This is a genomic window from Sphingopyxis sp., from assembly GCF_050916055.1.
GTDB lineage: Bacteria > Pseudomonadota > Alphaproteobacteria > Sphingomonadales > Sphingomonadaceae > Sphingopyxis.
On the sequence record NZ_CP051527.1, the window covers coordinates 2,856,386 to 2,882,402 of the forward strand.

Annotated in this window: 18 protein-coding genes and 1 tRNA gene; 8 read left to right on the forward strand and 11 right to left on the reverse strand. The window is 66.6% G+C overall.

All coding sequences use genetic code 11. From position 1 onward, the window contains the following. Window positions 1-11: 11 nt before the first annotated feature. The gene (locus HEQ22_RS13945) at window positions 12-533 is read right to left on the reverse strand and encodes a winged helix-turn-helix transcriptional regulator (RefSeq protein ID WP_432768447.1); all 522 of its coding nucleotides are present in this window, start codon (window positions 531-533) and stop codon (window positions 12-14) included. A gap of 125 nt (window positions 534-658) precedes the next feature. Then, complete coding sequence (locus HEQ22_RS13950; RefSeq protein WP_432768448.1) at window positions 659-1,546, reverse strand: glycosyltransferase; 888 nt, start codon at window positions 1,544-1,546, stop codon at window positions 659-661. A 124-nt stretch (window positions 1,547-1,670) separates the two neighbouring features. Between HEQ22_RS13950 and HEQ22_RS13955 the strand changes: the two genes are divergently transcribed. Next, the gene (locus HEQ22_RS13955) at window positions 1,671-3,764 is read left to right on the forward strand and encodes a RelA/SpoT family protein (RefSeq protein ID WP_432768449.1); all 2,094 of its coding nucleotides are present in this window, start codon (window positions 1,671-1,673) and stop codon (window positions 3,762-3,764) included. A 29-nt stretch (window positions 3,765-3,793) separates the two neighbouring features. On the opposite strand, the gene HEQ22_RS13960 is transcribed toward HEQ22_RS13955, so the two are convergent. Continuing rightward, window positions 3,794-4,510, reverse strand: coding sequence for an NAD-dependent deacylase (locus HEQ22_RS13960; RefSeq protein WP_432768450.1), 717 nt, complete (start codon window positions 4,508-4,510; stop codon window positions 3,794-3,796). A 120-nt stretch (window positions 4,511-4,630) separates the two neighbouring features. Here HEQ22_RS13960 and dapB point away from each other — a divergent pair, with 120 nt between their 5' ends. Beyond that, window positions 4,631-5,365, forward strand: coding sequence for a 4-hydroxy-tetrahydrodipicolinate reductase (dapB, locus tag HEQ22_RS13965; RefSeq protein ID WP_432768451.1), 735 nt, complete (start codon window positions 4,631-4,633; stop codon window positions 5,363-5,365). Next, window positions 5,362-6,018 carry an endonuclease III gene (gene nth / locus HEQ22_RS13970; protein WP_432768452.1) on the forward strand — a complete coding sequence of 219 codons (657 nt, stop codon included), beginning with the start codon at window positions 5,362-5,364 and terminating at the stop codon, window positions 6,016-6,018. Before dapB ends, nth begins: the two co-directional genes overlap by 4 nt. Before the next feature lie 49 nt (window positions 6,019-6,067). On the opposite strand, the gene HEQ22_RS13975 is transcribed toward nth, so the two are convergent. Genes HEQ22_RS13975 through gdhA form a run of 5 tightly spaced genes read right to left on the reverse strand, consistent with a single transcriptional unit; the run spans window position 6,068 to window position 17,128 of the window. Next, the gene (locus tag HEQ22_RS13975) at window positions 6,068-10,363 is read right to left on the reverse strand and encodes a hypothetical protein (protein WP_432770887.1); all 4,296 of its coding nucleotides are present in this window, start codon (window positions 10,361-10,363) and stop codon (window positions 6,068-6,070) included. Window positions 10,364-10,404: 41 nt separating this feature from the next. Then, window positions 10,405-12,306 carry a hypothetical protein gene (locus HEQ22_RS13980; protein WP_432768453.1) on the reverse strand — a complete coding sequence of 634 codons (1,902 nt, stop codon included), beginning with the start codon at window positions 12,304-12,306 and terminating at the stop codon, window positions 10,405-10,407. A gap of 3 nt (window positions 12,307-12,309) precedes the next feature. Beyond that, window positions 12,310-14,292 (reverse strand): heme-binding protein, encoded by a 1,983-nt coding sequence (locus HEQ22_RS13985; protein WP_432768454.1) that lies wholly within the window; start codon window positions 14,290-14,292, stop codon window positions 12,310-12,312. 4 nt (window positions 14,293-14,296) lie between these two features. Beyond that, window positions 14,297-15,733 carry a multiheme c-type cytochrome gene (locus HEQ22_RS13990; protein WP_432768455.1) on the reverse strand — a complete coding sequence of 479 codons (1,437 nt, stop codon included), beginning with the start codon at window positions 15,731-15,733 and terminating at the stop codon, window positions 14,297-14,299. A 39-nt stretch (window positions 15,734-15,772) separates the two neighbouring features. Then, a complete protein-coding gene (gene gdhA / locus HEQ22_RS13995) occupies window positions 15,773-17,128 on the reverse strand; it encodes an NADP-specific glutamate dehydrogenase (RefSeq protein ID WP_432768456.1) in 1,356 nt (451 codons plus the stop codon). 157 nt (window positions 17,129-17,285) lie between these two features. Here gdhA and HEQ22_RS14000 point away from each other — a divergent pair, with 157 nt between their 5' ends. Next, window positions 17,286-18,236 (forward strand): TPR domain-containing protein, encoded by a 951-nt coding sequence (locus tag HEQ22_RS14000; RefSeq protein ID WP_432768457.1) that lies wholly within the window; start codon window positions 17,286-17,288, stop codon window positions 18,234-18,236. Between the two features lie 180 nt (window positions 18,237-18,416). Here HEQ22_RS14000 and putA read toward each other — a convergent pair whose 3' ends face one another. Continuing rightward, window positions 18,417-21,512, reverse strand: a complete 3,096-nt coding sequence (putA, locus tag HEQ22_RS14005; protein WP_432768458.1) for a bifunctional proline dehydrogenase/L-glutamate gamma-semialdehyde dehydrogenase PutA — start codon at window positions 21,510-21,512, stop codon at window positions 18,417-18,419. A gap of 97 nt (window positions 21,513-21,609) precedes the next feature. Here putA and HEQ22_RS14010 point away from each other — a divergent pair, with 97 nt between their 5' ends. Together HEQ22_RS14010 and HEQ22_RS14015 are read left to right on the forward strand one after the other, a co-directional pair. Beyond that, window positions 21,610-22,080 (forward strand): Lrp/AsnC family transcriptional regulator, encoded by a 471-nt coding sequence (locus HEQ22_RS14010; RefSeq protein WP_432768459.1) that lies wholly within the window; start codon window positions 21,610-21,612, stop codon window positions 22,078-22,080. A gap of 48 nt (window positions 22,081-22,128) precedes the next feature. Next, window positions 22,129-22,202 (forward strand) — tRNA-Gly (locus HEQ22_RS14015). A gap of 24 nt (window positions 22,203-22,226) precedes the next feature. Here the strand turns inward: HEQ22_RS14015 and HEQ22_RS14020 are convergent. Continuing rightward, window positions 22,227-23,006 carry a transglutaminase-like domain-containing protein gene (locus HEQ22_RS14020; protein WP_432768460.1) on the reverse strand — a complete coding sequence of 260 codons (780 nt, stop codon included), beginning with the start codon at window positions 23,004-23,006 and terminating at the stop codon, window positions 22,227-22,229. Window positions 23,007-23,137: 131 nt separating this feature from the next. Here HEQ22_RS14020 and HEQ22_RS14025 point away from each other — a divergent pair, with 131 nt between their 5' ends. Further along, entirely contained in the window at window positions 23,138-24,391 is a 1,254-nt protein-coding gene (locus HEQ22_RS14025) for an MFS transporter (RefSeq protein ID WP_432768461.1), read from the forward strand. Here HEQ22_RS14025 and HEQ22_RS14030 read toward each other — a convergent pair. Further along, on the reverse strand, window positions 24,364-25,125 hold the full coding sequence (locus HEQ22_RS14030) for a competence/damage-inducible protein A (protein WP_432768462.1): 762 nt from the start codon (window positions 25,123-25,125) through the stop codon (window positions 24,364-24,366). The genes HEQ22_RS14025 and HEQ22_RS14030 overlap by 28 nt on opposite strands. A gap of 105 nt (window positions 25,126-25,230) precedes the next feature. On the opposite strand from HEQ22_RS14030, the gene HEQ22_RS14035 reads away from it, so the two are divergent. Beyond that, window positions 25,231-25,866, forward strand: a complete 636-nt coding sequence (locus HEQ22_RS14035; RefSeq protein WP_432768463.1) for a glutathione S-transferase family protein — start codon at window positions 25,231-25,233, stop codon at window positions 25,864-25,866. Window positions 25,867-26,017 lie beyond the last annotated feature (151 nt).

The following is a 26,017-nucleotide window of genomic DNA, read 5'->3' on the forward strand; positions in this document are numbered from 1 at the left end:
GTGGCGCTTCGTCATTCCGCGGCGACCGAGGCCATCCGATCTTCGGCGCGCACCCGCGCCTGACCGAGCGGCTGGAGTTCGGAGCGATGCTTCCACACCAGTTCCTTGTAACCGAGCGGCCGGCCGTCGTGCGCGGTGATCGTCACCGGGCCGATCGGCTGTTCGTCGCGGACGTCGACGAGCACCGGGGTCGAGGGCACGCCGGCGCCCCATTTTTCGCCCCATTGGCGCAGCGCGATCATCGCCGGCAACAGGGCGACGCCTTTGTCGGTGAGCTGGTAGCGCACCTTGCGGCGATCCTCGGCCATCACTTCGCGCGCCATGATGCCATGATCGACCAGCCGCGACAGCCGGTTCGACAGGATATTGCGCGCGATGTTGAGCTCCTGCTGAAACTCCTCGAAATGATGGACCCCGTTGAAGGCGGCGCGCAGGATCATGAACGACCAGCGTTCGCCCATCGCCTCGAGGGCGAGCGGGAGGGCGCAATTGCCCCCGTTCAGATCGTTCAGCGGTTCGCGTAATTTTCCCATAGGCCATGCCCTAACGTAAAATCCGCCCCCGCGCCAAAAAAATATATGGCCTGCGTTGCATTTTGCAACCGGTGCCGTCGGCGACGCTGCAGCGGCCTGAAACCGCCGTCAGCGGGCTGGCGACGTCAGGTTGCGAAGCGGTTTCGCGCCACCACCAGCGACCAGCGCGCCAGTTGCGGCAGGCGCATCGCGACATGGCCCGGGTCCGACCGGAAGGCGCGGCGGACCAGATCGAAGCGCCAGCGCAGCCGGCTGTTCAGCGCGAGTCCGAGTAATATCTCGCTGCGGCTGCGCGCCGACAGGGCGGCGGGCAGCGCCCGTTCGACGATTTCGGCGGTCAGCGCCTGGATGCGTTCGGCGCGCTGGCTCGTCAGGCTGCCGCCATGCTTGCGATAGATGTACAGATCCTCGTGGAGCGCGACGAAGACGAAACGCGACGCAGCGCGCAGCCAGAAGTCGTAATCCTCGACCCCGAACAGCGCGGTATCGTACCCGCCGAGCGCCTCGGTCACCGCGCGGCGATAGAGGAAGCAGGCGCCGATATTGTTGCCGTGGAGCAGCCGCTCGACCGGCCCGACGCGCGACCGGCCGAGGTCGGTTCCAGCCTCGTCGATCAGCGTGAAGTCGGCGTGGACGACGCCGGCGTCGGGGTGCGCGTCGAGCGTTGCGACCAGCCGCGTTAGCATCGCCGGGCGCAGCAGATTATCGTCGGAGGTCCAACTGTGGAACTCGCCGCGCGCCTGCGCAAAGCCGTGGTTGAGCGCGGCGGGCAGGCCGACATTGTCCGCCAGGCTGACCAGCCGGACACGTCGATCGCGCGCCGCCGCGGCGGCCATGATGGCGGGCGAGGCGTCGCGCGAGGCGTCGTCGACCAGGATCAGCTCGAAATCGCGATAGTCCTGCGCCAGCACCGAATCGATGGCGTCGGCCAGCCAGCGCGCGCCATTGTGCACGGGCATGACCATCGACACGCGCGGTGTCGCAGTCGAATCGAGCGCTTCGGTCCCCATCATCGTCCGCCGTATCGCGCGCGCACGATGCTTCCAATGCCGTTTACCAATGTTGCGGCGGCGGGGGCGCCTCGCGCAGCTAAGTTTCGCATTGCATTTGCCCGCGCATGCACGACATTGGCACAGGATGCTGAGACAGTATGAACTTGTCGAGCGCGTGCGCGCTTATGACCCCGACGTCGACGAGGCGCTGCTCAACCGCGCCTATGTCTTCACGGTCCAGAAACATGGCAGCCAGAAGCGTGCGTCGGGCGACCCCTATTTCAGCCACCCGGTCGAGGTCGCGGGGATTCTGACCGACCTCCACCTCGACAGCGAGACGATCGTCACCGCGCTGCTCCACGACACGCTCGAGGACACGCTGACCACCCCCGAAGAAATCGAGCGCCTGTTCGGCGCCGACGTCGGGCGGCTCGTCGATGGCGTGACCAAGCTCAGCAAGATCGAGGCGCAGACCGAGAACGAGCGCGCCGCCGAAAATCTGCGCAAATTCCTGCTCGCCATGTCCGACGACATTCGCGTGCTGCTCGTCAAGCTCGCCGACCGGCTGCACAATATGCGCACGCTGCATTTTATCCAGAACCCCGAAAAGCGCCGCCGCATCGCCAAGGAGACGATGGATATCTATGCCCCGCTCGCCGAGCGGATCGGCATGTATGAATATATGCGCGAGATGCAGCTGCTGGCGTTCAGCGAACTCGAGCCCGAAGCCTATGCGACGATCACCGGCCGCCTCGCCAAACTGACCGCGGGCGGCAAGGACAAGGTCGCGGCGATTACGCGAGAGTTCAAGGATCTGCTCGCCAAGGGTGGCATCGAGGCCGATATTTCGGGGCGCGAGAAGCACCCTTATTCGATCTGGCGCAAGATGCAGGAGCGCCATGTCAGCTTCGAACAGGTCACCGACATCATCGCGTTTCGCATCGTCACCCCGACCGACGCCGATTGTTATGCCGCGCTGGGGATGATTCACCGCAAGTGGAAAATGGTCCCCGGCCGGTTCAAGGATTATATCTCGACCCCCAAGCGCAACGGTTACAAATCGCTGCACACGACGATCATGCACCAGCAGAACATGCGCATCGAAATCCAGATCCGCAGCCTGTCGATGCACCAGCAGTCCGAATTCGGCTTTGCCGCGCACTGGGCCTACAAACAGGGCGGCAGCGCCCCCGACGGCCAGGCGGGCTGGATCCGCGATCTCATCGAGATCCTCGAACAGACGCACGATCCCGACGAATTGCTCGAAAACACCCGCATCGCGATGTATCAGGATCGCATCTTCGCCTTCACCCCCAAGGGCAGCCTGCACCAGCTGCCCAAGGGCGCAACCCCGGTCGACTTCGCCTATGCCGTCCACACCGGGCTCGGCGACCGCACCGTCGGCGCCAAGGTGAACGGGCGGCTGGTACCGCTGCGCACCCAGCTCGCCAACGGCGACACCGTCGAAATCCTGTCGTCGGACAAGCAGACCCCGCAGCCGGCGTGGCTGGGCTTTGCTGTCACCGGCAAGGCGCGCGCAGCGATCCGCCGCCATGTGCGGACGAAGGAAAAGGTCGAGCTCGCCGCGCTCGGCCGCAAGATGTACGACGAGATCGTCGATCGCCTGCCCAACCGCGTCGGCGACAAGGCGCGCGCGGCGGCGCGGGCGCGGTTGCGGATGGACGACGATACCGCCTTTTACGTCGCCATCGGCCGGCGCCAGCTGTCGGACAATGCGGTGCTCGAGGCGCTCGTTCCCGGCATCACGGCGGACCTGAAGTCGAAGCCCGGCAAGCTGCGCCAGGGCGCGGCGGTGTCAATCGAGGGGCTGACCCCGGGGGTCGCCTACAAGCTCGCCGATTGCTGCCACCCGGTCCCCGGCGACCGCATCGTCGGCCTTGCGCGCGAAGGCGAGGGGATCGAGGTGCACGTCATCGACTGCCCCAGCCTCGCCGACGGGGTCGATGCCGACTGGATCGACCTCCGGTGGCAGGAAGACAGCGAAGGCGGCAACGCGCGGCTGTGCATCGTCATCCGGAACGAGCCCGGCACGCTGGCCGAAATGTCGGGCATCCTGGCCGCCAATATGGCGAACATCACCAATTTGCGGCTGTCGAACCGCGAAGGCGGCTTTCACACCTATGACGTCGTCGTCGAAGTGCGTGACGTCCACCATCTGATGCGCATCTTGTCGGCGCTGCGCGCATCGGATACCGTGGTGCAGGCCGAGCGGCTTTAGGCGGCACAGCGACCGCCCGCTGTTGTGGGTCAGGGAAAACCGACCCCGCCCAGCACTTCGTCGACCCATTTGGGCACCAGCGCGCTCGCCGGCCCGTGTCGCGCCTCATTGAACCAATGGCTTCCCTGGCTCGGCTCCATGTTCAGCTCCAGCGTCCGGGCGCCCGATTGCCGCGCCTCGCGGACGAATCCCGCCGCCGGATACACCGCGCCCGAGGTGCCGATCGACACGAACAGGTCGGCGCGGTTCAGCGCCGCATAAATCTCGTCCATCCGGTACGGCATCTCGCCGAACCACACGATGTCGGGGCGCAGCGTGCCGACCACGCCGCAGGCCGCGCAGGCCGGCCGGTCGAACAACGGCCCGGTCCACGGCAATCGCGCGTCGCACGCCGCGCACCAGGCGTTCAGATGCTCGCCATGCATATGGATCAACCGCTTCGCCCCCGCGCGCTCGTGCAAATCGTCGACATTCTGGGTGACGATCAGCAGGTCGCCGGGCCAAGCGGCGTCGAGCCGTGCCAGCGCTGCGTGCGCCGCGTTCGGCACCTTGGTCTGGATTGCGGCGCGCCGCGCGTCATAGAAACGGTGGACCAGGTCGGGGTCGCGGGCAAAGGCTTCAGGGGTCGCGACATCCTCGACGCGGTGCTGTTCCCACAATCCGCCGCCGTCGCGAAAGGTATCGATGCCGCTCTCCGCCGATACGCCGGCGCCGGTCAGGATGACGATGTTGCGAATTTTTTCCATGTCCAATCCTATCCGTTCGCCGCGAGCGAAGTCGAGAGGCGTTTGACACCGCGTCGACGTGTCTCGACTTCGCTCGACACCAACGGCTAAAGGAAGGCCGCACTTCAGGGGATCGGGCATATGACCAGCATCGGCATCATCGGCAGCCAGGGCCGCATGGGCATCGCGCTCGCCGCGGCGATTGCCGGCGCGGGGCAGCAGATGCGCGGCATCGATCAGGGCGGCGACATTACGGCCCTTGCGAGGGACGCCGATGTGCTCGTAGATTTTTCGTCGCCCGCCGCGCTCGAGGCGACGCTTGACGCCTGCATCGCCGCCAAGACGCCGATCGTCGTCGGCACCACCGGGCTGGAGGAACGCCACCATTATCTGATCGACAATGCCGCCGCCGACATCGCGGTGCTCCAGACCGGCAACACTTCGCTCGGCGTCACCCTGCTCGCGCATCTGGTCAGGGAAGCCGCGGCGCGGCTCGACGCCGACTGGGATATCGAGGTGGTCGAAATGCACCACCGGATGAAGGTCGACGCCCCCAGCGGCACCGCACTGCTGCTCGGGCAGGCCGCCGCCGACGGGCGTGGCATCGACCTTAAAGCTGGGTCGGAACGCGGCCGCGACGGGCTGACCGGCGCGCGCGGTCCTGGCAAGATCGGCTTTGCATCGTTGCGCGGCGGCACCGTCGCGGGCGACCATGACGTGATTTTCGCGGGCGATGAGGAAATGATCACCCTGTCGCACCGCGCCGAAAACCGCATGATCTTCGCGCGCGGCGCGGTAAAGGCGGCGCTGTGGCTGGTCGGCCAGGGGCCGGGGCGTTATACGATGCCGCAGGTGCTGGGGCTGCCCGAACGGTGAAAAAGGCGGATATTTTCGAGTTCTACCGGCGCCTCGCCGAACTCAACCCCAGTCCGGAGACCGAACTCCAGTTCGGCAACACTTACCAGCTGCTCGTCGCGGTCGTGCTCTCGGCGCAAGCGACCGATGTCGGGGTGAACAAGGCGACGCGGACGCTGTTCGAGGAGGTGAAGACCCCGCAGCAAATGCTCGATCTCGGCGAGGCGGGGCTGAAAGAGCATATCAAGACGATCGGGTTGTTCAACGGCAAGGCGAAGAATGTCATCGCGCTGTCCGACATCCTCGTCCGCGACCATGGCGGCGCGGTCCCCGCCGACCGCGACACGCTCGTCGAATTGCCGGGGGTCGGCCGCAAGACCGCCAATGTCGTGATGAATTGCGCCTTCGGGGCCGAAACCTTCGCCGTCGACACCCACATCTTTCGCGTCGGCAACCGCACCGGGCTGGCGCCGGGCAAGACCGTGCTCGCGGTCGAAAAACAGCTGGAACAGAAAACCCCGCAGCCGTTCCGCGTCGGCGCGCACCACTGGCTGATCCTCCACGGCCGCTACATCTGCAAGGCGCGGACCCCCGAATGCTGGCGCTGCCCGGTCGCCGACCTGTGCCGGTTCAAGCCGAAGACCCCGGCGCCGAAGGCGAAGCGCACCGGGTGACGTTCAGCCGCCCCAAATGTCGGCTTATGGTCACTACCCGCCTTAATCCTCAATTCGCGTAAAGCAGCGGCGGCCGCCACGCCGTCTGATCGACCTCGTCGCGGACTCGGTACACCAGCCCGCGGCTGTTCAGGAACAGCTTCTCCATCTCGGGCCGGGTGAACGGCCGCGAGCCGAGGCGGCCGAATACCGCCATCTGACCGCCGGTCTCGTCGACCGCGCGGTCGCGGTCTAGCCCCTTCGACAGCGCCAGCGCCGGCGAGGGCGTCTTGGCCCAGGCGATCAGTTCGGGGGTCGGTTTGGGCGAGAAGCCATAAAGGCCGGGATTGTCGGGGCTGGTCAGCTGGATCACCTTGATGCCGCCACGCCCGTCGGCGACGTAGCCGAACAGCGAGGCGTTTGTCGACGCGACGATCACATCCTCGGCGTCTTGCATCGCGCCGCCGAAGGTCAGCCCCGGCCAGACCACCGGCGCGGTCGGGCGCGTGACGTCGACGATCACCAGCCCATCCTGTTTCGCCGCGACATACATATAGGTCCGCGCGAGATAGATTTTCCGCGCATTGGTCAGGCGGACCGTCCCCTCGGGCACCGCAACCGGCTGCGCCAGATTGGTGACGTCGAACAGCTTCACCCCCTCGGCATCGGTGACCCACAGGTACCGGAACTGGACCGCGCTGGCGCGCGCGTCGGTGAGCGGCAACTGCGCCGCGACCTTGGGCGCCAGCGGCGTGGTCAGGTCGAGCACGACCAGCCCGGCATCGGTGGTGATATAGGCGATGCTGCCCGCCAGCGTCACATGCCGCGCCCCCGCCAGCACATTGCCCTCGTTCCAGGTCAGCGCGCGCTGCAGCCGGTTGTTGCGGAACTCGCCGTCGGCCAGCGTGTCGATGTCGACCAGCACCAGGCCTTCGACGCTGTCGGTGATGACGGCGTAGCGATAGATGTCGTGCATCACCTGCTCGTGGTTTTCGGGAAAATCCTTCACGATCATCTCGTTGCGCGACACGCTGATCGGCTGGGTCGTCGCGATCGCCATGCAGGTCGCGTTCTTCGTCTTCACATGGGTGTCGTGGCCGAGCGGTGAGAAGGGGGCGCGGACGATGCGTTCGGAAAACCCCTTGTTGCCGATCGAGGCGACGTCATAGACGCGGAAACCACCGCGCCCTTCGGCGACGAACATATATTCGCCGCGCTGTTGCAGGCAATTCACCCGGCCGCTGGTGTCCTGAACGATGTTTTCGAACTCTTCGAGCGCCTGCGTTTCGCCCGAGCCCTTGGCGTCAAAGGTCTTGCCGCGGACCCAGTTTTTCAGCTCGCGCCCGTTCTGGTCGACGTGCAGCTTCCAGTAATCGGGATAGGAATAGCGGTGGAGGTAGCTGCCGATCACCGCCTGCGGCTCGTCCCATTCGGTGACGCGCGTCGCCTGGAAGCCATCTTCCATCCCCGACCAGACGTTGAGCCCGACGAAATTGACGAAGTTGGTGCCGAGCAACATCAGCTGCGACATGATCGCATTGTTGTCGTCGCTTGCCGACACATGGCAGTCGCTGCACTGCTTGGTTTCGGAACGGCGCACCGTGTGCGGGAAATGCGGGGCAAAGGCCTGGCTCGAATAGCCCGCCGACGAAATCGGCGGCTGCTGCACATAGATGCGCTCACGGTTGATGTTGGTCGACGACAGGATCAGCGCCGAGGTCGAGCGCACCGGGGTGATGATGCCGCGTGCTTCGCCGTTCGGACCGGGCTCGCCGGGCTTGGTCAGCTGGTGGCGGCCGAGCTGGAACATCTCGTCGCGCGCGACCTGCGGGTTGTAGGTCGCGAAGTTGCGCGTCTCCTCACCCTCGAAATGGTGCATCTTGGTTTTCCAGTTCGCCTCGATCGGCAAATGGCAGCCGCCGCAACTCGTCGTCCACGACAGGTGACAGGTGAAGCAGGTCATCTTGTCGTCGCCGTGGGCGCGATCTTCCTTGGCAATCCCCGGCCCCCATTCATACTTGCCGTCGTCGCTGCCCGATCGCGCCATCAGCTTGGCGCGCGCCGCCCTGGCGTTGAATTGCGGACCGGGGGTTACGGCCTGCTTGACCAGGCTGACCTGCCATTCGAGCTTCGGGTCGACGATCGAGCGCTGGATCAGCCCGATCACCTCGGCGTCGTCATTATACTGGAATTCGAAACGCCGCCGCCCGTCGGGGTTGCGCAGCAGCGCCAGATTGGTCCCCTGCGGGCGCGCCGCGACGTTCGAGGTCAGGAGGTTGGGCAAGGCGTCGGCGGTGCCATGGCAATCCTTGCACCCGATCTCGACCGCATTGGCGACTTCGCCCTGGATATAGCCATTGCCATGGCTGTCCTGTGCGAAGTGACAGTCGGCGCATTGCATGCCCTTTTCGGCGTGGATGTCCATCATGTGGACGGCCTTGCCGGGGTTGATGCCGGGCGGCACGAACTTGCCCTCGACCCCCGGCTTGCCGGGATCGGCGCTGGTCAGGCACAGGTCGCGCTGCTTGGGATCGGTGTAATGGCTACAGCTTTTGCGCCATTTTTCGGGATCCGCGGGATCGACGATGTTCGCGGTGTCGGTGCCGTAGGTTGCCATATTGCCGTCGGCGTTCAGCAGATTGCCATTGCGATCGCGTTTGAAGATGCCGCGGAAATTCCAGCCGTGACCATGATAGTCGGCGAACTGCGTGTCCTTGTTGCTGTCGTTGACGTCATAGACGTCGCGCAGGAACTCGACATCGGCCCACAGCCCGCGCGTCGCCGCGGCCTCGGGATTGCGTTCGAGCACCGCATGCGCCTCGGCGGCGGTCGGATAGCGCTGCTGCTTGTATTTCTTCTGATAGTCCTCGTCGCTCATCCCCGGCGGGCGCGGCGCCGTGTTGTCCGGCCCGGGCCACATCTGCGGCGCGTCGGATTCATAATCCCACATCGTGTAGCCGAGGTACGAGTTCAGGAAGATGTTCGGCTGGTGCATGTGGCAGGTCATGCATTGCGACGTCGGGATTGCGCGGGTGAAGGCGTGGCTGATCGGGTGCCCCGATTCCCGGCGCGGGCGCGGTTCGCGTTGTGGCGCCCCGGCGGTCGCGGCGGCGGGATCGATCAACCCGCCATGTCCGGTTCCGCCGACAAAACCGTCGTCAGGGGCCATGTGCGACGCTTCGGAATGACCGCCGCCGGCGGGTTGCTTGCCGCCGTCATGGTCGCCGCCGGTCCATAATTTCTCGCGGATCGTCGGGTCGACGGTATCGGTCTCGCCGTCGCGGCCGAACTTGGCATAGGTCAGGCTGTGGCGCGGTTCGCGGTCGTTGGCATAGACGACGTGGCAGCCCGAGCAGCCCGAATGGCGATAGTCGCCCGGCTGGTCGTTGGTGCCCATGAACCACATCAGCGGATCGTTGAGGCGCGTCTTGTGGATATTGAGCACCGGGATCGCGACGCGCAGCCCGGTGCCGGGGCCGCGGTTCGATTGCTTGAGGTCGGGGCGGCCGGGCTCTTCGAGCCGCTGGATGCTGCCGCTCGGGTTGGGCAGGCCGATTTCGGGGAATTGCGTGATGATGTTGCGGCCGCCGCGCTCGAAGACGCGGAACACGTCGCCGGGCGGGATGACGCTCCAGCGCGGCAGCGGATACATGCGCGCGAGCGCGCCGCGTTTCGTTTCGTCGTCGGTCAATATCTTGTCCGACGCGAAACCGGGCTTGCACGCCTCCTTATATTCCTCGGCGGTCAGCCGCGACGACGGCGACAGGATGCAGGCGGCCTCGCCGGTGCGGGTATAGGCCTCGCCGAACACGTAATTTTTATACGGCACGATGCCATTGTTATACGCCGCGCCGCCCCACAGCATCGCCGAGGTCGACATCAGCGAGCGTTCTGTCGCCTCGATCACCTCGAGGTGGCAGGCGCCGCACGCCTCGCGCGCGACGCGGTAATCGCTGGGATTGACGAAACGGATGAACTCGGGCGATTCCTTGTTGAGCAAGGTATAGCTGCGCTCGGGATTGGCCGAGCTGTAGTGCCAGGCGCCAGGCAGCGTCGGCTGCGGATGCGCCAGCTTCATCGCGGCGATATTATAGGCATTCCGGTAACCGAGTTCGGGTTTGCCGAAGGCGGCGGGGGTGGCCGCGTCGCCGCCGTGGCAATCGGTGCAGCCGAGCCGCACCGCCGGGGTCGCGTGCATCGACGGCTGGTCGGTCTGGGTGTGGCAGCTGTAGCAACCGGTCGATTTCGCCGCCACGTCGGCCTCGCTCTGCTCGCGCGGGGCAGGGGGCGTGAAGCGATATTCGATCTTGAGCGGCTTTTCCTCTTCGGCGGCGCGGGTGACCCCGACGCCAAGGCTGACGCTCATCAGCAGGAAGGCGAAAAGGGCGAAGATCTGGCGCGTCACGATCAGAAACTCAAAATCACATTGGCGAGGATCGAGAGATAGGCGTCGTTGTTCTGCTTGTTGTCGAACAAATCCTTGAACCCCTTGCCCGGCAGCAGCACCGCGGCGCTGAGCCGCCCGACGATGTTCTGCGTCGCCTTCGGCCGCCAGATGCCGGCGATCGACAGGTCCCAGCCGATGTCCTTCGGGATCGAGCCCTCGACGCGCAGCGCCTGCAGCGACGATGTGTTCTCGAACCACAGATGGTTGGCGTTGACGCTGATCCGCGTCTGCGGCGACAGGTCGAAATCGGCGCCGGCGCCGACGAAGACGGTGCCGGGATTGTTGAAGTTCGACTGCCCCTCTTCCTTCGACGAGCGCAGCGAGTTCAATATGCCGTTGCGGCCGTTGATCGCAATCGCGCGCCCGCCGCCGGCGAACGGGATCGTCTGGCGGATCCAGTAGCTGGTGTCGGCGCCGCCGAAGATCGGGTTTTCGAAGATCGCGTCGAAACCGCCTTCGGTCCTGTTATACGGATCGCCGTCGCCGGTGGCGTAGAGCCCCGACAGCCGGAAGCGCATCCAGTCATAATCGTAGCTGAGCTCGATGGCGCCGAAACCGGCGCGGATTTCGGCGGGCTGGCTGGTGAAGAAGCTGTTCCGGTCTTCGCCGAGTGCGGCATAGAAGCTGGCGGTCAGGTTGATCCGCCCGATCCGGCCGTCGGCGCTGTAGCCGAGGTAGACGACATCATATTCGCGCCCGCGCAGATCGCCGAGCAGCGCCGGGCGCACCGGAAAGCCGTTGTGGTCGATCTGCACGTCATTCTTTTCGCGGTTCATATTGTACGTCACGCTGACCTGGCTGGTCAGCCCGACGACCGGGAAATCCTGGCGATAGAGGTTGGCGGTCAGGATGAAATCGTCGCGCGGGGTCTGGGTGATGTCGTTCAAACCCGAATTGGTGTCCTTTTCGAGCCGCCAGAAGGCCGCGAGATTATATTGGAAGCGGTTGTTGTCGCGGTTGCCGAAGAGGCGGATGCCGAGCTGGCTGTCGTTGAACAGGAAACCGCGAAAATCGCTCTGGAACGGCTGGATGCCTAGGCGGATCGAATAGAAATCATAGCGGTCGGACGTGTTGCCGAGATGCTTGTCGACGAACAATTCCTGCACGCCGAGGAAGCTGTCGTACCGGTGGCTCGCCTTCGACGGACGCACGTCGAGCACGCGCCGTTCGGGTACGTCGACATAATTGGCCTGATACGCCAGCGTGACGCGATATTCGATGTCGGGCGGCTTGAACGCGGTCGACCCCTTGATCAGCGCCGCGCCAACGATGAAGGTCTGCGCGACGACGAAACTGCGGTCCTTGCCGAACACATCGAGGCTGCCCGGCCGCTCGGTCGTCTGCACGCCCACCGGGATCGGAAACGTCCGCGGTTCGAACACGGTGTCGGACACTGCATTGGCGACGAAGAACCAGTCGTCGCCCTTGATCGGCAGCCAAGGCACCTTGCTGCGGTCGATCGCGCGGTCGCCCTTGTAGGTGTTCTGTTGATAAGGATCGAACCAGCGTTCCTTGACCACCCCCAGGCTTTCGATCAGCCGCCAGCGGTCGGGCACCGGCAACTGGTCCTCGAGGCCGGGAAACGCCTCGGGCGGCGGCGGACGTAGCGCGCCTTCATTGTCCTGGGTCAGCGCATCGGGCAGGTCGGGGCGATAGCCGGGGCGGCGGCGGCCGTCGATGATCTGGGTGACGAGGTCATCGTCCATCATCTGCTGCCAGTCGATCGGCGGCGGCGGCGGGGTCAGTTCTTCAAGCGCCGGCTGTTCGGCGGCGGGCGGCGGTGCGGGATCGGCGGCGTCGCCGGGAACCCCCTGCGCCGCGAGACTCGCGATAATCGGCCAAAGGCTGCCCCCCGTCATCATCGGCTATAGCCCGTCGCAGACATTTTGCTGCGCCGTATCGAGGAACGGCGCGAAGGGGCAGCTGATATAGCGCAACCGCACGGTCCGGTTGTCGGCGAGCGTCACGACGACGCGGTCGGCACGGATCGCGCTCGGCGCATTGCCGATACCGCCGACGCGGGCGCCGCCGTTGTGCGCGCCCAGAAAGCTGATCATGTCGTCCTGATCGATGCCGTCGCCCGACACGCCGATCGCCCCGACGAGCCGGTTGCCGCGATAGATGGGGACCGAGCCCGGAAAGATCTGGATGCCGTTCTGCAGCCGGTTCTGCCCCGCTGCGACATCGGGCAGCGTCGTGCAGCGTTGCGGCGTGTCGGTCGGGCTGGCGCCCGAAACGAAGCCCAAATGCGCGCCAAGATTGCCGATGATCAGCGCCGATTGCAGCCCGGTCGAAAACGGATTGAACTGCGCGATCGGGCGCGAGAGCGGCCCGTGCGGGCGCCCGACCTCGCCGTCGGGGAAATAGGGCCGCGACAGATTGCCGCCCGAGCGGTCGGCGAAGGCGATCGTGCCGGTGAGCGCGGCGGGATCGTTCAGGAAGCTGCGCGTCGCGGTGACGAACTGGCGGACATCGGCGCTGGCATTGGCGGACAGCTCCGCCCCCGCCTGTGCACCCGAGAAGAAGGCGGCGGTACGCGCCTTCTGCAGACTGACGTCGGTGCCGAAGATCGGTGCGTCGGGCGAACGGACGATGCCGAGCACCGCGCCATGGGTGTCGACGAGGCTGATCGTCACCTGCGCGCGGCTGTCGAGCGGGCGGCGGATCTGCGCGCGCGCGCGGCTCATCACTGCGAACGCCTCTTCGAGCACCGCGCGCGTTTCGGCCGCCGACAGCGGTGCTCCGTTCGTCGCCGCGTCGGTGCCGGCGCGGATCGGGAAGCGATTGGCGCCGCTGCCGTTGGTCAGGATGAAGGCGTCGCGGTTCGAAAATTCGGCGGCGGTCGCGGCGCGGATGCCCGACGCCTCGCTGCCATAGGCCGTGCCCGCGATCACTGCGGCATTGGCATAGCCGATCACCGCGACGAGGCTGCCCGCGGCGCCGTTGACGCTCGCGAAACTGGCGCCGCCGGCGGTCTTCAATCCCCCATAGGTGGCGTCGGAAAAGCGCAGCGAGGTTCCATCGACGGCGATCTTGTCGGCGGTGATCGACGTCGGCGCCTCGAACCCGCGCGTCCCGGCCAGCGCGATGAACTCTTCGGCGTCGCTGTCGATATCGAGGATGTTGGGGTCGCTGCCATAGACGCCGTCGCCCATCACCCCGATGCCGCCGACGAGCACGCCATTCTTGTACAGCGGCAACCCGCCCGGATCGGCGGCGAGGCCGAGCGGCGAGCGCTTCGGCCCGATCAGCGCCGCCCCGCCCGCGGCGCCGAAACGCGCCGACAGGTCGCTGCACGGCAATTGGCTGAACTGCACCCCGAACAAGGGGCCGCTTTCCAGCCCGACGGTCGTCGGCGCGGGCGGGAAATGTTCCTGGACGATCTGGCTCGCGGTGCGGGTCGAAAAGGCGTTGCCGCCGCTCGACAGATAGGCGCCGGTCACCGCCTTGGCGATCGCGCCGCCCTCGGCGGGGAAAGTGACGTTCTGCGCGTCGATGCTGACGCCGTTCGGTGCCGGCGACGTCGTCGCGGTGGCGCGCGCGCCGGTCATGCGGAACACGCCAAGCACATTGCCGACGCGGTCGGTTACCGCGATCACCGAAGGCAGGCCGCGCGCCCGCGCCTCGGCGACGGCATTGGCGACGACCTGCTGCACCTCGGCGACTGTGAGCGACTGCGCGGCGGGCGGCGTGTAGAGGCCGCCGGTCGGGGTGGGGGTGGGCGTCGGGACCGGCGTGGGGGTCGGCGCCGGGGTGCCGCCGCCGCCACCGCCGCCGCACGAGGTCAGCAGCAGCGCGCCGATCGCCGCGCAGGTCGCCGAGCGAAACAGGGAGGAGCGACTTTTCATGGCGTTACCTGAGCGCCCGGATCGCGCGCACCGCGCTGCCGAGCGAAGCCTGGAATTCGGCGGGTCGATAGGCATTGGGATCCTTGACCGCGGCATAGGCGCGGTCGATGTCGCCGCGAATCCCTGCGGCGGCCCCGACCGTGACCCGGCCCGACGACACCATCGCACCCAGCAACGTATCGACCCCCATCACCGCCTGCTGCGATCCCGCATAGTCGGTGTAGCGATCGCTGATCGCCTTCGCGGCGATCGCGTCGACGAGGGCGAAGGCGTCGGTGCCCGAAAAGCCGCGCGATGCAAAAGCCCCCTTCAGCGCCGTCACCGTCTGGCCGAGCTGCGCCGCCGCGGCGACCGCGCTGGCCCGGTCGGTCGCCATCGCCTGGTGGAAGGCGGCGGTGCGCGCGCCGAGCTGGTCGGCGAGCGCGGGGGCGGCAAGGCGGGCCGCGGCGGCAAGCATGATCAAATTCTCGTCATTATACGGCGGCATGCCTTCGGGAATCTGCCGGCCCGGGTTGTCGATACCGCTGCGCACCGGCTTCGCCTGGTCGAAGATGCGGCGGTGGCAGCTATGGCAGTCGAGGAAGTAAAATTCGGGGAACATCCCCTCGGTCCCGCGCCGCGACTGGAACAGCGCGAGGCTGCGTTCGAGCGCGGTCGCCTGTCCGACCGCCCACATCTGGACGTGATCGGTGCGGGCGGCCGCGGCGCCGAACTTGCGCCAGCCGTAATCGGCATCCTCCTGATGATGCGCCTGGAGTGCGGAGAAGAGGTCGAGTTCGAACGAAATGCGCGGATGCCCCGCCGCCATGATGCGGTGGGTGACGAACTGCCCTTCGCCCGCGGCGCCGAAATGGCAGTCGACGCAAACCCCGGCGCGGACCACCGGATCCTCGAGCTTGCGCACCCCGGCGCGCAGGTTCGCGAGATGCTTTTCGCGCATTTCGCGGTCGGGATCGGCATTGGTGCCGATGCCGGCATAGTGGCTGGCGATCCAGCTGCCCGCCGGGCCGTGGCACGATTCGCAGCTGACCCCGTCGGCGAGCGGCGCGGTGCCGCGGCTCGCCGCCGCGTCGCTGTGGCAGCCGAGGCACATCGGCGCGCGCGCCGGGTCGCCGATCCCCAGGTTGCGCGCGATGAACTGGCTGCGACTATTGCCCAGCACCGCCCAGGCGCGGCTGTGCGCGCCGCCGGGGGTCGAGGGCTCCTGCCATCGCATCAGCTCGTCCTGGCGGACGACGGTCCCGTCGCCCTCCATCCGGCCGTGGCAGGTCGATCCGGCGCACGAGGCAACGCCGAGGAAGCGACCGCCGGCCTCGTCCTGCGACCGCGCCGGCGCGGCAAAGGCGAGCAGCGCCAGACCAAGCGCGAGCAGCATCGCCGCGAGCGCGGCAACCCACGCCCCCGATCGATCGCCGCGCCCTTGTCCAGCGTGCGTTGTCATGCCCACAGTCCCCTTTTGCCCGGCCCGGCGCTTTTGCGCCTAAACCACCCCGAACGCCAGCATCGCATCGGCCACCTTCTTGAAGCCGGCGATGTTCGCGCCCTTCACATAATCGATATAGCCACCGCCCTGGTCGCCATAGGTCAGGCAGCGCGTGTGGATGCCGTCCATGATGTCTTTCAGCATCTGTTGCAGTTCGCCCTCGCTCCAGCTGCGCCGGCCGCTGTTCTGGCTCATTTCGAGGCCCGACACCGCAACGCCGCCGGCATTCGCCGCCTTGCCCGGCGCGAACATGATCTTCGCATCCTTGAAGACGTGGACGCCCTCCAGGTTGGTCGGCATGTTCGCCCCTTCGCTGACCGCCATGCAGCCGTTCTTGACCAGCGCCTTCGCATCGTCGCCGAGCAGCTCGTTCTGCGTCGCGCACGGCAGCGCGACGTCGCAGGTGACCCCCCACGGCGTCTTGCCCGCGGTGAAGGTCGAGCCTTTGAATTCGGCGCAATAGTCCTCGATTCGGCCGCGGCGGTGGGTCTTGTGCGCCTTCACCCAGTCGATCTTTTCCTGGGTGATGCCGTCGGGATCGTGGATGAAGCCGCCCGAATCGGACAGCGTCAGCACCTTGCCGCCCAGCTGGACGATCTTTTCGGCGGCGTGGGTCGCGACATTGCCCGATCCCGAAATGACGGCGGTCTTGCCGACCAGATCCATGTTCTTCGCCGCGAGCATGTTGGCGAGGAAATAGACCGCGCCATAACCCGTCGCCTCGGTGCGGATCAGCGACCCGCCCCATTCGAGCCCCTTGCCGGTGAGCACCCCGGTGAATTCGTTGGTGATGCGCTTATACTGGCCGAACATGAAGCCGATCTCGCGCCCGCCCACCCCGATGTCGCCCGCCGGCACGTCGACGTCGGCGCCGATGTGACGATAGAGCTCGGTCATGAAGCTCTGGCAGAAGCGCATGATCTCGCGGACGCTCTTGCCTTTGGGATTGAAGTTCGACCCGCCCTTGCCGCCGCCCATCGGCAGCCCGGTCAGCGCATTTTTGAACGTCTGTTCGAACGCGAGGAACTTGAGCACGCTTTCGGTGACGCTGGGGTGAAAGCGGATGCCGCCCTTATAGGGGCCAATGGCATTGTTGTTCTGGACGCGCCAGCCGCGCTGGACGCGGATATTGCCGTTGTCGTCCTCCCAGCAGACGCGGAAAGATATGACCCGGTCGGGCTCGGCGATGCGGCGCAATATCTGCTGCGCATGATATTGCTCCTTGTCGGCGATGAAGTCGAAAATGTCTTCCGACACCTCCTGCACCGCCTGCACGAACTCGGGTTGCCCCGGGTTGCGCTTTTTTACGCCTTCCATGAACGTCGAAAAATCGACGTGATCCGAAACTGCCATGCACCCCTCCCCTGATGACTGGGAAAGCCGGTGCGACCCTGGCGTTATTTTATCGTTGACCGACCTTGTGCCGGAAAGGCTACACCATCGCCGGGCAAAGGCAATATGACGGCGCGCACAGACGCCATTTTTTCGTGCGCTGCACAAAGGGGCAAAAATGAGCGAGAGCAACGAGATGTCGGGGAGCACCCGCGGCGGCATGAGCGGCGCCAATCGCGCGATCCTGATCGCCGCTTTCGTGCTGCTGGTCGCCGCGATCGGCTATGCGATCTGGCGCGATTCCGCGCCGGTGAGCGCCGATGCCCCGGTCGAGGGGGCGATGGCGCCGTCCGACCAGCTCGCGGCTTTGGAGGCGCGTACCAAAAGCGAACCCGACAGCGCCGAGGCGTGGACGGCGCTCGGCGCGGCGCGATTCGACCTTGGCGATTTTGCCGGCGCGGCGGCGGCGTATGAGAAAGCGACCGCGCTTTCGCCCGAATCGGCTGGCCTCTGGTCGGCGCTGGGCGAAGCGCGGGTGATGGCGAGCGAGCGCGACCCGATGCCCGCGGCGGCGCTCGCGGCGTTCGAAAAGGCGATCGCGCTCGATGCCAAGGATCCGCGCGCGCGCTATTTCCTCGCGGTCAAGAAGGACATCGGCGGCGACCACCAGGGCGCGATCGACGACTGGTTCGCGCTGCTCGCCGACACGCCGCAGGGCGCGCCATGGGAAGCCGACCTGCGCCGGACGATCGAACAGGTCGGCAAAATCCACGCGATCGACGTCGCGCCGCGGCTGGCAGCGACCGAGGCGCGGCCGCTGACCGCCGACGAAATGCCGGTCGCGGCGCGCGCGATCCCGGGACCGAGCCGCGCCGACATGGAGGCCGCCTCACAGCTTCCCAAAGGCCAGCAGGACGCGATGATCGCGGGCATGGTCGACGGGCTGGAGGCGAAGCTGAAGGCCAATCCGGCCGATGTCGACCGCTGGATCATGCTGATGCGCAGCCGCATGACGCTGGGCGAGACGGCAAAGGCGGCGCAGGCGCTGAAGGACGGGATTGCCGCGAACCCCACGGCGGCGGGGCGGCTGCAGGCGCAGGCGCAGCTGCTGGGGGTGCCGGGGGCTTAAGAGGGCTCGCACGAAGCCACAAAGACGCTCCATACCCCGTTTGCCCTGAGCTTGTCGAAGGGCCGCTTTTCCTCTCTCCGACGTGGAAAGGACGGTGCTTCGACAAGCTCAGCACGAGCCGATTTGATGAATCTTTGTGGCTTCCAGGCTTCGTGCGAAATCCTTCTGCCCTGCTTACTCCTAACCCGCCATCAGCGCCGCATTGCCCCCCGCCGCGGTGACATCGGTGCTGATCGTCTTTTCCTCGGCAAAGCGGTGCAGATAATGCGGGCCGCCCGCTTTCGGGCCGGTGCCCGAAAGGCCGCGGCCGCCGAAGGGCTGCGAGCCGACGATGGCGCCGATCTGGTTGCGGTTGACATAGACGTTGCCGACCTGTGCGCGCGCCGCGACATGCGCCGCGACCCCGTCGATGCGCGTGTGGACGCCGAGCGTCAGGCCGTAACCCGAAGCGTTGATCGCATCGATCAGGTCGTCGAGTTCGCCGCCCTGCCACGTCGCGACATGCAGCACGGGCCCGAAAATCTCGCGCTTCAAATCGCTGACATGGTCGAGGCGGATGACCACCGGCGGCACGAAATGGCCGCCCGCGGGCAGGTCGGTGCGCGCCGCTTCGGCAATCACACGGCCCGCCGCGCGCGCTTCGGCGACATAAGCGGCGATATTGGCCTGCGCCTCTTCGTCGATGATCGGGCCGACGTCGGTCGCCAGTAATGCCGGGTCGCCGACGTTGAGCTCGGCCATCGCGCCCGCGACCATATCGATCATCGCATCGGCGACGTCATCCTGCACGCAGAGCAGGCGTAGCGCCGAACAGCGCTGCCCCGCCGACTGGAAGGCGCTGGCGACGGCGTCGCGCGCGACCTGTTCGGGCAGCGCGGTCGAATCGACGATCATCGCGTTGGCCCCCCCGGTTTCGGCGATCAGCGTCGCGATCGGGCCGTCGCGCATCGCGAGGCCGCGATTGATCGCGCGCGCGACCTCGGTCGATCCGGTAAAGGCGGCCCCGATGATGTCGTCATGCTCGGTGAGCGCGGCGCCGACGGTCTCGCCGCGGCCGGGGAGGAATGCGAGGACGTCGCCCGGCACCCCGGCTTCGAGCAGGATTTCGACCGCGGCGTGGGCGATCAACGGCGTCTGTTCGGCAGGCTTGGCCATCACGGCATTGCCCGCCGCGAGCGCCGCCGACACTTGGCCGAGGAAGATGGCGAGCGGGAAATTCCACGGGCTGATGCACACGAACACGCCCTTGCCCTCGAGCATCAGTTCGTTGCGCTCGCCGGTCGGGCCGGGCAGCGCGACGGGGTAGGTGAAATCGGCGCGCGCCTGCGCGGCGTAATAGCGCAGGAAATCGACCGCCTCGCGCACTTCGGCGATGGCGTCGGCGAGCGTCTTGCCCGCCTCGTCCATCGCGAGGCCGAGGAGCAGCGCATCGCGCGCCTCGATCAGGTCGGCGGCGCGTTCGAGGCGTTCGGCGCGGAAGGCCCCGCCGGCGAGGCTCCAGTCGCCCTGCGCCGCGCGCGCCGCGGCGACGGCGTCGGCGACCGCGGCGCCATCGGCCTCGATCACCTGGCCGATGACGGCGCCGGTGGCGGGGTTGCGCACCGCTGCCGCGGCCCCGCCGCGCGCCCGGCCCCCGACGATCGGCGCCGCGACCGGTTCGGCGCGCCGTGCCGCGGCGATGGCGGCGACCAGCGCCTCGGGCACGCCCGGCTCGCCGAGGTCGTAGCCGCGCGAATTGCGGCGCGCGGGGTCGAACAGGCCCAGCCCGGTCGCGATTTTCGACGGCGCCGACGCGATGCTGCGCGGATCGATCGCTAACTCCTCGGCGGTCACGTCGGGGTCGGAAAACTGGTGGACGAAGCTGGAGTTGGCACCATTTTCGAGCAGCCGGCGGACGAGATAGGCGAGGAGGTCGCGGTGCGTCCCCACTGGCGCATAGACCCGCACCGGGCGCGGCGGCGGGAACAGCGCGACGAGCGCGTCATGCGCGCCCTCGCCCATCCCGTGCAGCCGCTGGAGCTCGTAATCGGCGCCCGCGAACAGCTCGGAGACGAAGGCCAGCGTCATCGCATTGTGGCTGGCAAAGGCGGGATAAATGCAGTCCTGGCAATCGCGCAGCAACTGGGCGCAGCGCAGATAGTTGAGGTCGGTGTGCGCCTTGGTGGTGAAGACCGGGAAATCGGCGAGCCCCAGCGTCTGCGCACGCTTGATCTCGGTATCCCAATAGGCGCCCTTGACCAGCCGCATCGACAGCTTGACGCCGCGCGCGCGGGCGCGCTCGGCGAGCCATTCGATCACCGCGGGCGCGCGCTTCTGATACGCCTGGATGACGATCCCCAGCCCGATCCAGCCGTCGGCGATCCCGGCATCGATAAGCGCCGCGAACACGTCCATATGCGGCTCGAGCCGGTCGCTTTCCTCGGCATCGATCATCAGCGGGATATTCGCGTCGCGCGCCGCCTTTGCGAGTTCGATGACGTTCGGGATCAGCTCGTCGCGGACGCGCGCGGCTTGCAGATATTCGTAACGCGGGTGCAGCGCCGACAGCTTGATCGAGATGCCGTGGTTGGCATGCGGATCGCCGGGCTTGGCCGCCTTGCCGATGCGCGCGATGGCATTGGCATAGCTGTCGTAATAGCGCCGCGCGTCGGCGGCGGTGCGCGCCGCCTCGCCGAGCATGTCGAAGCTCGCGAGTTCGGACTTTTCCTTGTCGGCGCGCCGACAAGCGGCGTCGATCGTCTCGCCCATCACGAACTGCTGGCCGAGCAGCTTCATCGCCGCGAGCGCCGCCTGGCGGATGACGGGCTCGCCCGAGCGGCGAATCATCGATTTGAGCAAGGTCAGCGGGTTCGCCCGGCTCCCCATCGCGTCGAGCATCAGCGTCGCCGAGCCCAGCGACAGGCCGCGCGCCGACAGCGCGACGACCAGCGGGCTGTCTTCATCCTCGCCCTCGCGCCAGTGGCGCCCGGCGATCTTGTCGCGAATCAGCGCATTGGCGGTCGCATTGTCGGGAACGCGCAGCAGCGCCTCGGCGAGGCACATCAGCACGACGCCTTCCTCGGTCGAGAGGCGGTAACGGTTCATCAGCTGCGCGACGAGCGTCTCGCGGTCGCCCTCGGCCTTGGCGCGGCGGATGATCGCCAGCCCGCGCGCGGTCACGGCGGCGACGCCGGCGGGCGAACGGGCGAGTTCGGCGCGCAGGTCGGCGACGATGTCGGCTTCGAAGCGGCGGGCGATGGCGCGCAGTGGCGCGCGGTCGAAAACAGCGTTGGTCATGCGCAACCATATCGCATTGCCTGACGGCATTCTGCCTTCATATGGACTGAAAGTGCTAAGCTTTGACCTATTTATGGCGTTATGGTAGCCGAATGAGATGAAAAACGAGCTCTCCGTGGTCGATCTTGACGAGTTCGACCGCAAGATCCTCGCCATCCTCGGGCGCGACGGGCGGATCACCTACACCGCGCTCGCATCGCGGGTCGGGCTGTCGAAGACCCCCTGTCAGCAGCGTGTGAAGCGCCTCGTCGAAAGCGGGCTGATCGTCGGTTTCCGTGCGATCGTCGATCCGGTGAAGGTCGGGCTCGACCATGTCGCCTTCACCGAAGTGAAATTGTCGGACACACGCGAAGAGGCGCTGCGCCAGTTCAACCAGGCGGTGCGGCAGATTCCCGAGGTCGAAGAATGCCACATGATCGCGAGCAGCTTCGATTATCTGCTCAAGGTTCGCACCCCCGATATCCGCCGCTACCGCATCGTGCTGGGCGAAAAAATCTCCAGCCTGCCGCACGTCGCCAGCACCTCGACCTTCGTCGCGATGGAAACGATCAGCGAAACGACGCGCTGACACGAATATTGACCGCCGCGCAGACCTGTGCCAATCGCGCAGCGCTAAGCGGGTGTAGCTCAATGGTAGAGCTTTTGCTTCCCAAGCAAGTGACGAGGGTTCGATTCCCTTCACCCGCTCCAGTTTTTTGCCGCGATCAGCCCGGCTCAATCCACCGCCGTCACCGTCACCTGCTGGCGCAGCATCTCGATCTCGCCGTAGGCGGTCAGGAAGCTGATGTCGGCGGCGTCGCGGCCGACGCCGATCTTGGCCATTTCGCTTTCCTTCGCCATTCCGGTGGGATCGACCAGATGCCATTCGTCGCCGAGGAACACTTCGGCGACGGCGTGGAAATCCTGCGGTTCGACGCCCAGCGCATAGACGCTGACGATGCGCGCCGGAATCGCGGCGGCGCGCGCCAGGCTGACCAGCACATGGGCATAATCGCGGCACACGCCCTGCCGCTGAACGAAACTGTCGAGCGCATTGGTTTCCGAATCACTCGATCCCGAGACATAGGTGAAATGCGCCTCTATCCAGTCGCGCATCCGGCCGATCTTGGCACCGCCAGCGACGTCTGCGAACTCGTCCTGGACGAAGTGGATGAACTTGTTCGCGGGGCAATAGCGCGATTCGTTGAGATACTGGACGGTCTCGGCCGGCAGACGGTGCATCGGCACCTGGTCGAGCGTCCGGTAATCGGTGAGGACGCGGTTGATCTCGATCGTCGCCGCGTAGCGCAGGTTCAGTTCGCCTCCGCGGCGCAGCCAGATGCGGTCGCCGATCATGTCCTGCGCTGCGATGCGGGCGAAATGCTCGGTCGCACCGACGTCGAGCGACGCGCGAAGGATCGTCTGTTCGGGGATCGCGGCAGCCTCGATCTGCAACATCATGTCGACGGGATCGCCAAGGCGATAATCGAGGGCGGCGGTGATCGCGAGTTTCATCGGCGGATAACGCTCCAAAGCGGGATCGGTGCCGCTAGGGCGGCAAAATCGTCGCGGCAACCGAATTTATTGGCATGGAATTCTCGCGGCGCGGTATGGCGCGGCGCGCACCTCGACCGACGGAACATGGCTTGACCGCATCCCGCACCATTCCCTTCATCGTCGCAACCATTTTCATGGACGCGGTCGGCTTCGGCATCATCATGCCGGTGCTGCCGCAACTGGTGATGGAGGTCGGGGCGATCGACCTGCCGCGCGCGATCGAGGTCGGGGCGTGGATCGGCCTGGTCATGGCGATCGCGACCTTTGTCGCCTCGCCGATCCTCGGCAATCTGTCGGACCGTTTCGGGCGGCGGCGCGTGCTGTTGCTCGCGCTCGGCGGACTCGCGATCGACTATGCGCTGCTGACGATCGTCGAAACCCTGCCTTGGTTGTTCGTCGCGCGCGCCTTGTCGGGCATCTTCGGCGGCAGCTATGCCGCGGCGCAGGCTGCGATCGCCGACATCACCGCCCCCGCGGAGCGCGCGCGCAATTTCGGCTTCGTCGGCGCGGCGTTCGGCATCGGCTTTGTCGCCGGGCCGGCGATCGGCGGCTTTCTGGGCGAGATCGGCCCGCGCGCACCGTTTGTCGCCGCGGCGCTGCTCGCCGCCGCCAACATGCTCTATGGCCTGTTCATCTTTCCCGAAACGCTGCCCCCCGAACGCCGCCGCGCCTTCGACTGGCGGCGCGCCAATCCGCTCGGCGCGCTGCAGACCTTGCGCGGCCTGCCCGGCATGGGCGGGGTCGCGTGGGTTCTGGTGCTGTGGCAGATCGCCAGCCTGGTCTATCCGATGACGTGGAGCTTTTATTGCATCGCCCAGCTCGGCTGGACGCCGGGCATGATCGGCGCCAGCCTGGCCGCGGTCGGGGTGATGATCGCGCTCGGGCAGATGTTCGTCGTCGGCCCGGCGGTCGCGCGCTTTGGCGAACGCGACGCCGCGACGCTCGGCATCCTCGTCGCGGTCGCGGTGTATATCGGTTACGCCTTCGTCACCTCGACCGTCGGCGCCTTCCTGCTGCTGTTGCCGATGGCGCTGCAGGCGCCGGTCCAGCCGTCACTGATGGCGATGATGTCGCGCCGCGCAACCGCCGATACGCAGGGCGAGGTCCAGGGGATCTCGGCGATGGCGATGGGGCTGGGCCAGCTCGTCGCGCCGATCCTGCTGACCGGGACGATGGCTTGGTTCACCGCCGACGCGGCCCCGGTGCATTTCCCCGGCGCGGCGTTCCTGGTCGCGGCGCTGTTCGGCCTGCTCGCTATCCTGATGCTCCGCCGCCTGCCGCGCGCGACGCGCACCAGCGACGACGACGCGGTGGATCAGATGCCGCCGTCGGTCACCGCATAGCCCGCCGCTTCGAGCCCCGCGGTCAGCATCGCGACGCAGGCGGCGACGCTCGCAGCCTCGGTCGAGCGGATGACGAAATTGGCGCCGACGGTGCCGTTGCGAAAAAAGGGATAGCTGCCGATCGCGACGCCGGGATGCGTCTTTTCGCCCTGGCGCAGCAGGTCGGCGACTTCGCTTTCGGGCGCCCAGGCGCCGATCGTGTGCGCGACCAGCGGCGCCCCGCCCTCGAGCGTTCCGGTCAGCGCGTCGAGCATCCCCGCGGTGATGTGTGGTACCCCGGCCATGACGAAGAGGTTGCCGAGGCGAATGCCCGGCGCCCCCGACATGCGGTTGGGGATCAACTCGGCGCCCTCGGGCGTGCGCGCCATCCGCAGCCGCGCATCGGTCAGTTCGCCGCCGCGCGCCGTATAATAGCGTTCGAGGATCGCACGCGCGTCGGGATGCACGATCACCCCGACCCCCAGCGCCTTGGCGACGGCATCGACAGTGATGTCGTCGTGGGTCGGGCCGATGCCGCCGGTGGTAAAGACATAATCGTAGCGCGCGCGCACCGCGTTCAGCGCATCGACGATCTCGTCCTCGACGTCGGGGACGATCCGCACCTCGCGCAACCTTATGCCCTGCACGTCGAGCCAGGTCGCGATCTGCGCGACATTCTTGTCCTGGGTGCGGCCCGAGAGAATCTCGTCGCCGATCACCAGCACGGCGGCAGTCCAGATGCGTTCGTCGCTCATGCCTTGCCTTACCCCGGTGGCATGACAAAACAAGCACCGGCGATGGCGGCGCCCCGTTGTTCATGATATGTTCGCCGCGAATCGCCGCCGCAGAGGAGATGCGCCATGACCGCCGACCTGACATTCTACACCAATCCCATGTCGCGCGGGCAAATCGCCCGCTGGATGCTCGAAGAGGTTGGAGCGCCTTATGACACGCACATCCTCGACTATGGTACGTCGATGAAGGACGCTGCCTATCTGGCGGTCAATCCGATGGGCAAGGTTCCCGCGATCGTCCACGGCGGCAGGGTCGTCACCGAATGCGCCGCGATCTGTGCCTATCTGGCCGACGCATTCCCCGACGCGAAGCTGGCCCCCGCGCTCGCCGGCCGCGCCGATTATTACCGCTGGCTCTTCTTCACCTCCGGCCCGGTCGAACAGGCGATTACCGCGAAACATTTCGGGATCGAACCGACCGAAGAACAGCAACGCATGGCCGGCTTCGGCTCGCTTGCAGCAGCGCTCGACGCGCTCGAAGGTGCGGTTGCGGGGAAGGCGTTCGTCGCCGGCGACCACTTCACCGCCGCCGATGTCTATGTCGGGAGCCAGATCGACTGGGGACTGCAATTCGGGACGATCGAGAGCCGTCCGGCGTTCGAGGCCTATGTCGCGCCGCTGCGCGAGCGCGCCGCGTACAAACGGGCGAAGGACATCGACAATGGGCTGATCGCCGAGATGCAGGCGGCGAATCCGGGTTGATCCGCATGTCACCCTTAGAGTCGTAAGGGTCATTGCCGTCGTCGGTTGGTCCGGGGCGGGTCGCGACCCGGTGGTCGCGGGCACGGGGCCGGGATACCAAAGTTCAGGAAAGTTCAGCCTATTGCAGCTCCCGATTTTGCGTGTTCGGCGG

What these genes read in the sequence shown, in the direction of transcription:
- HEQ22_RS13945 (WP_432768447.1), bottom strand. Translation starts at nt 533, where the DNA reads ATGGGAAAATTACGCGAACCGCTGAACGATCTGAACGGGGGCAATTGC.
- HEQ22_RS13950 (WP_432768448.1), bottom strand. Translation starts at nt 1,546, where the DNA reads ATGATGGGGACCGAAGCGCTCGATTCGACTGCGACACCGCGCGTGTCG.
- HEQ22_RS13955 (WP_432768449.1), top strand. Translation starts at nt 1,671, where the DNA reads ATGCTGAGACAGTATGAACTTGTCGAGCGCGTGCGCGCTTATGACCCC.
- HEQ22_RS13960 (WP_432768450.1), bottom strand. Translation starts at nt 4,510, where the DNA reads ATGGAAAAAATTCGCAACATCGTCATCCTGACCGGCGCCGGCGTATCG.
- dapB (WP_432768451.1), top strand. Translation starts at nt 4,631, where the DNA reads ATGACCAGCATCGGCATCATCGGCAGCCAGGGCCGCATGGGCATCGCG.
- HEQ22_RS13975 (WP_432770887.1), bottom strand. Translation starts at nt 10,363, where the DNA reads ATGAGCGTCAGCCTTGGCGTCGGGGTCACCCGCGCCGCCGAAGAGGAA.
- HEQ22_RS13980 (WP_432768453.1), bottom strand. Translation starts at nt 12,306, where the DNA reads ATGATGACGGGGGGCAGCCTTTGGCCGATTATCGCGAGTCTCGCGGCG.
- HEQ22_RS13985 (WP_432768454.1), bottom strand. Translation starts at nt 14,292, where the DNA reads ATGAAAAGTCGCTCCTCCCTGTTTCGCTCGGCGACCTGCGCGGCGATC.
- HEQ22_RS13990 (WP_432768455.1), bottom strand. Translation starts at nt 15,733, where the DNA reads ATGACAACGCACGCTGGACAAGGGCGCGGCGATCGATCGGGGGCGTGG.
- gdhA (WP_432768456.1), bottom strand. Translation starts at nt 17,128, where the DNA reads ATGGCAGTTTCGGATCACGTCGATTTTTCGACGTTCATGGAAGGCGTA.
- HEQ22_RS14000 (WP_432768457.1), top strand. Translation starts at nt 17,286, where the DNA reads ATGAGCGAGAGCAACGAGATGTCGGGGAGCACCCGCGGCGGCATGAGC.
- putA (WP_432768458.1), bottom strand. Translation starts at nt 21,512, where the DNA reads ATGACCAACGCTGTTTTCGACCGCGCGCCACTGCGCGCCATCGCCCGC.
- HEQ22_RS14010 (WP_432768459.1), top strand. Translation starts at nt 21,610, where the DNA reads ATGAAAAACGAGCTCTCCGTGGTCGATCTTGACGAGTTCGACCGCAAG.
- HEQ22_RS14020 (WP_432768460.1), bottom strand. Translation starts at nt 23,006, where the DNA reads ATGAAACTCGCGATCACCGCCGCCCTCGATTATCGCCTTGGCGATCCC.
- HEQ22_RS14030 (WP_432768462.1), bottom strand. Translation starts at nt 25,125, where the DNA reads ATGAGCGACGAACGCATCTGGACTGCCGCCGTGCTGGTGATCGGCGAC.
- HEQ22_RS14035 (WP_432768463.1), top strand. Translation starts at nt 25,231, where the DNA reads ATGACCGCCGACCTGACATTCTACACCAATCCCATGTCGCGCGGGCAA.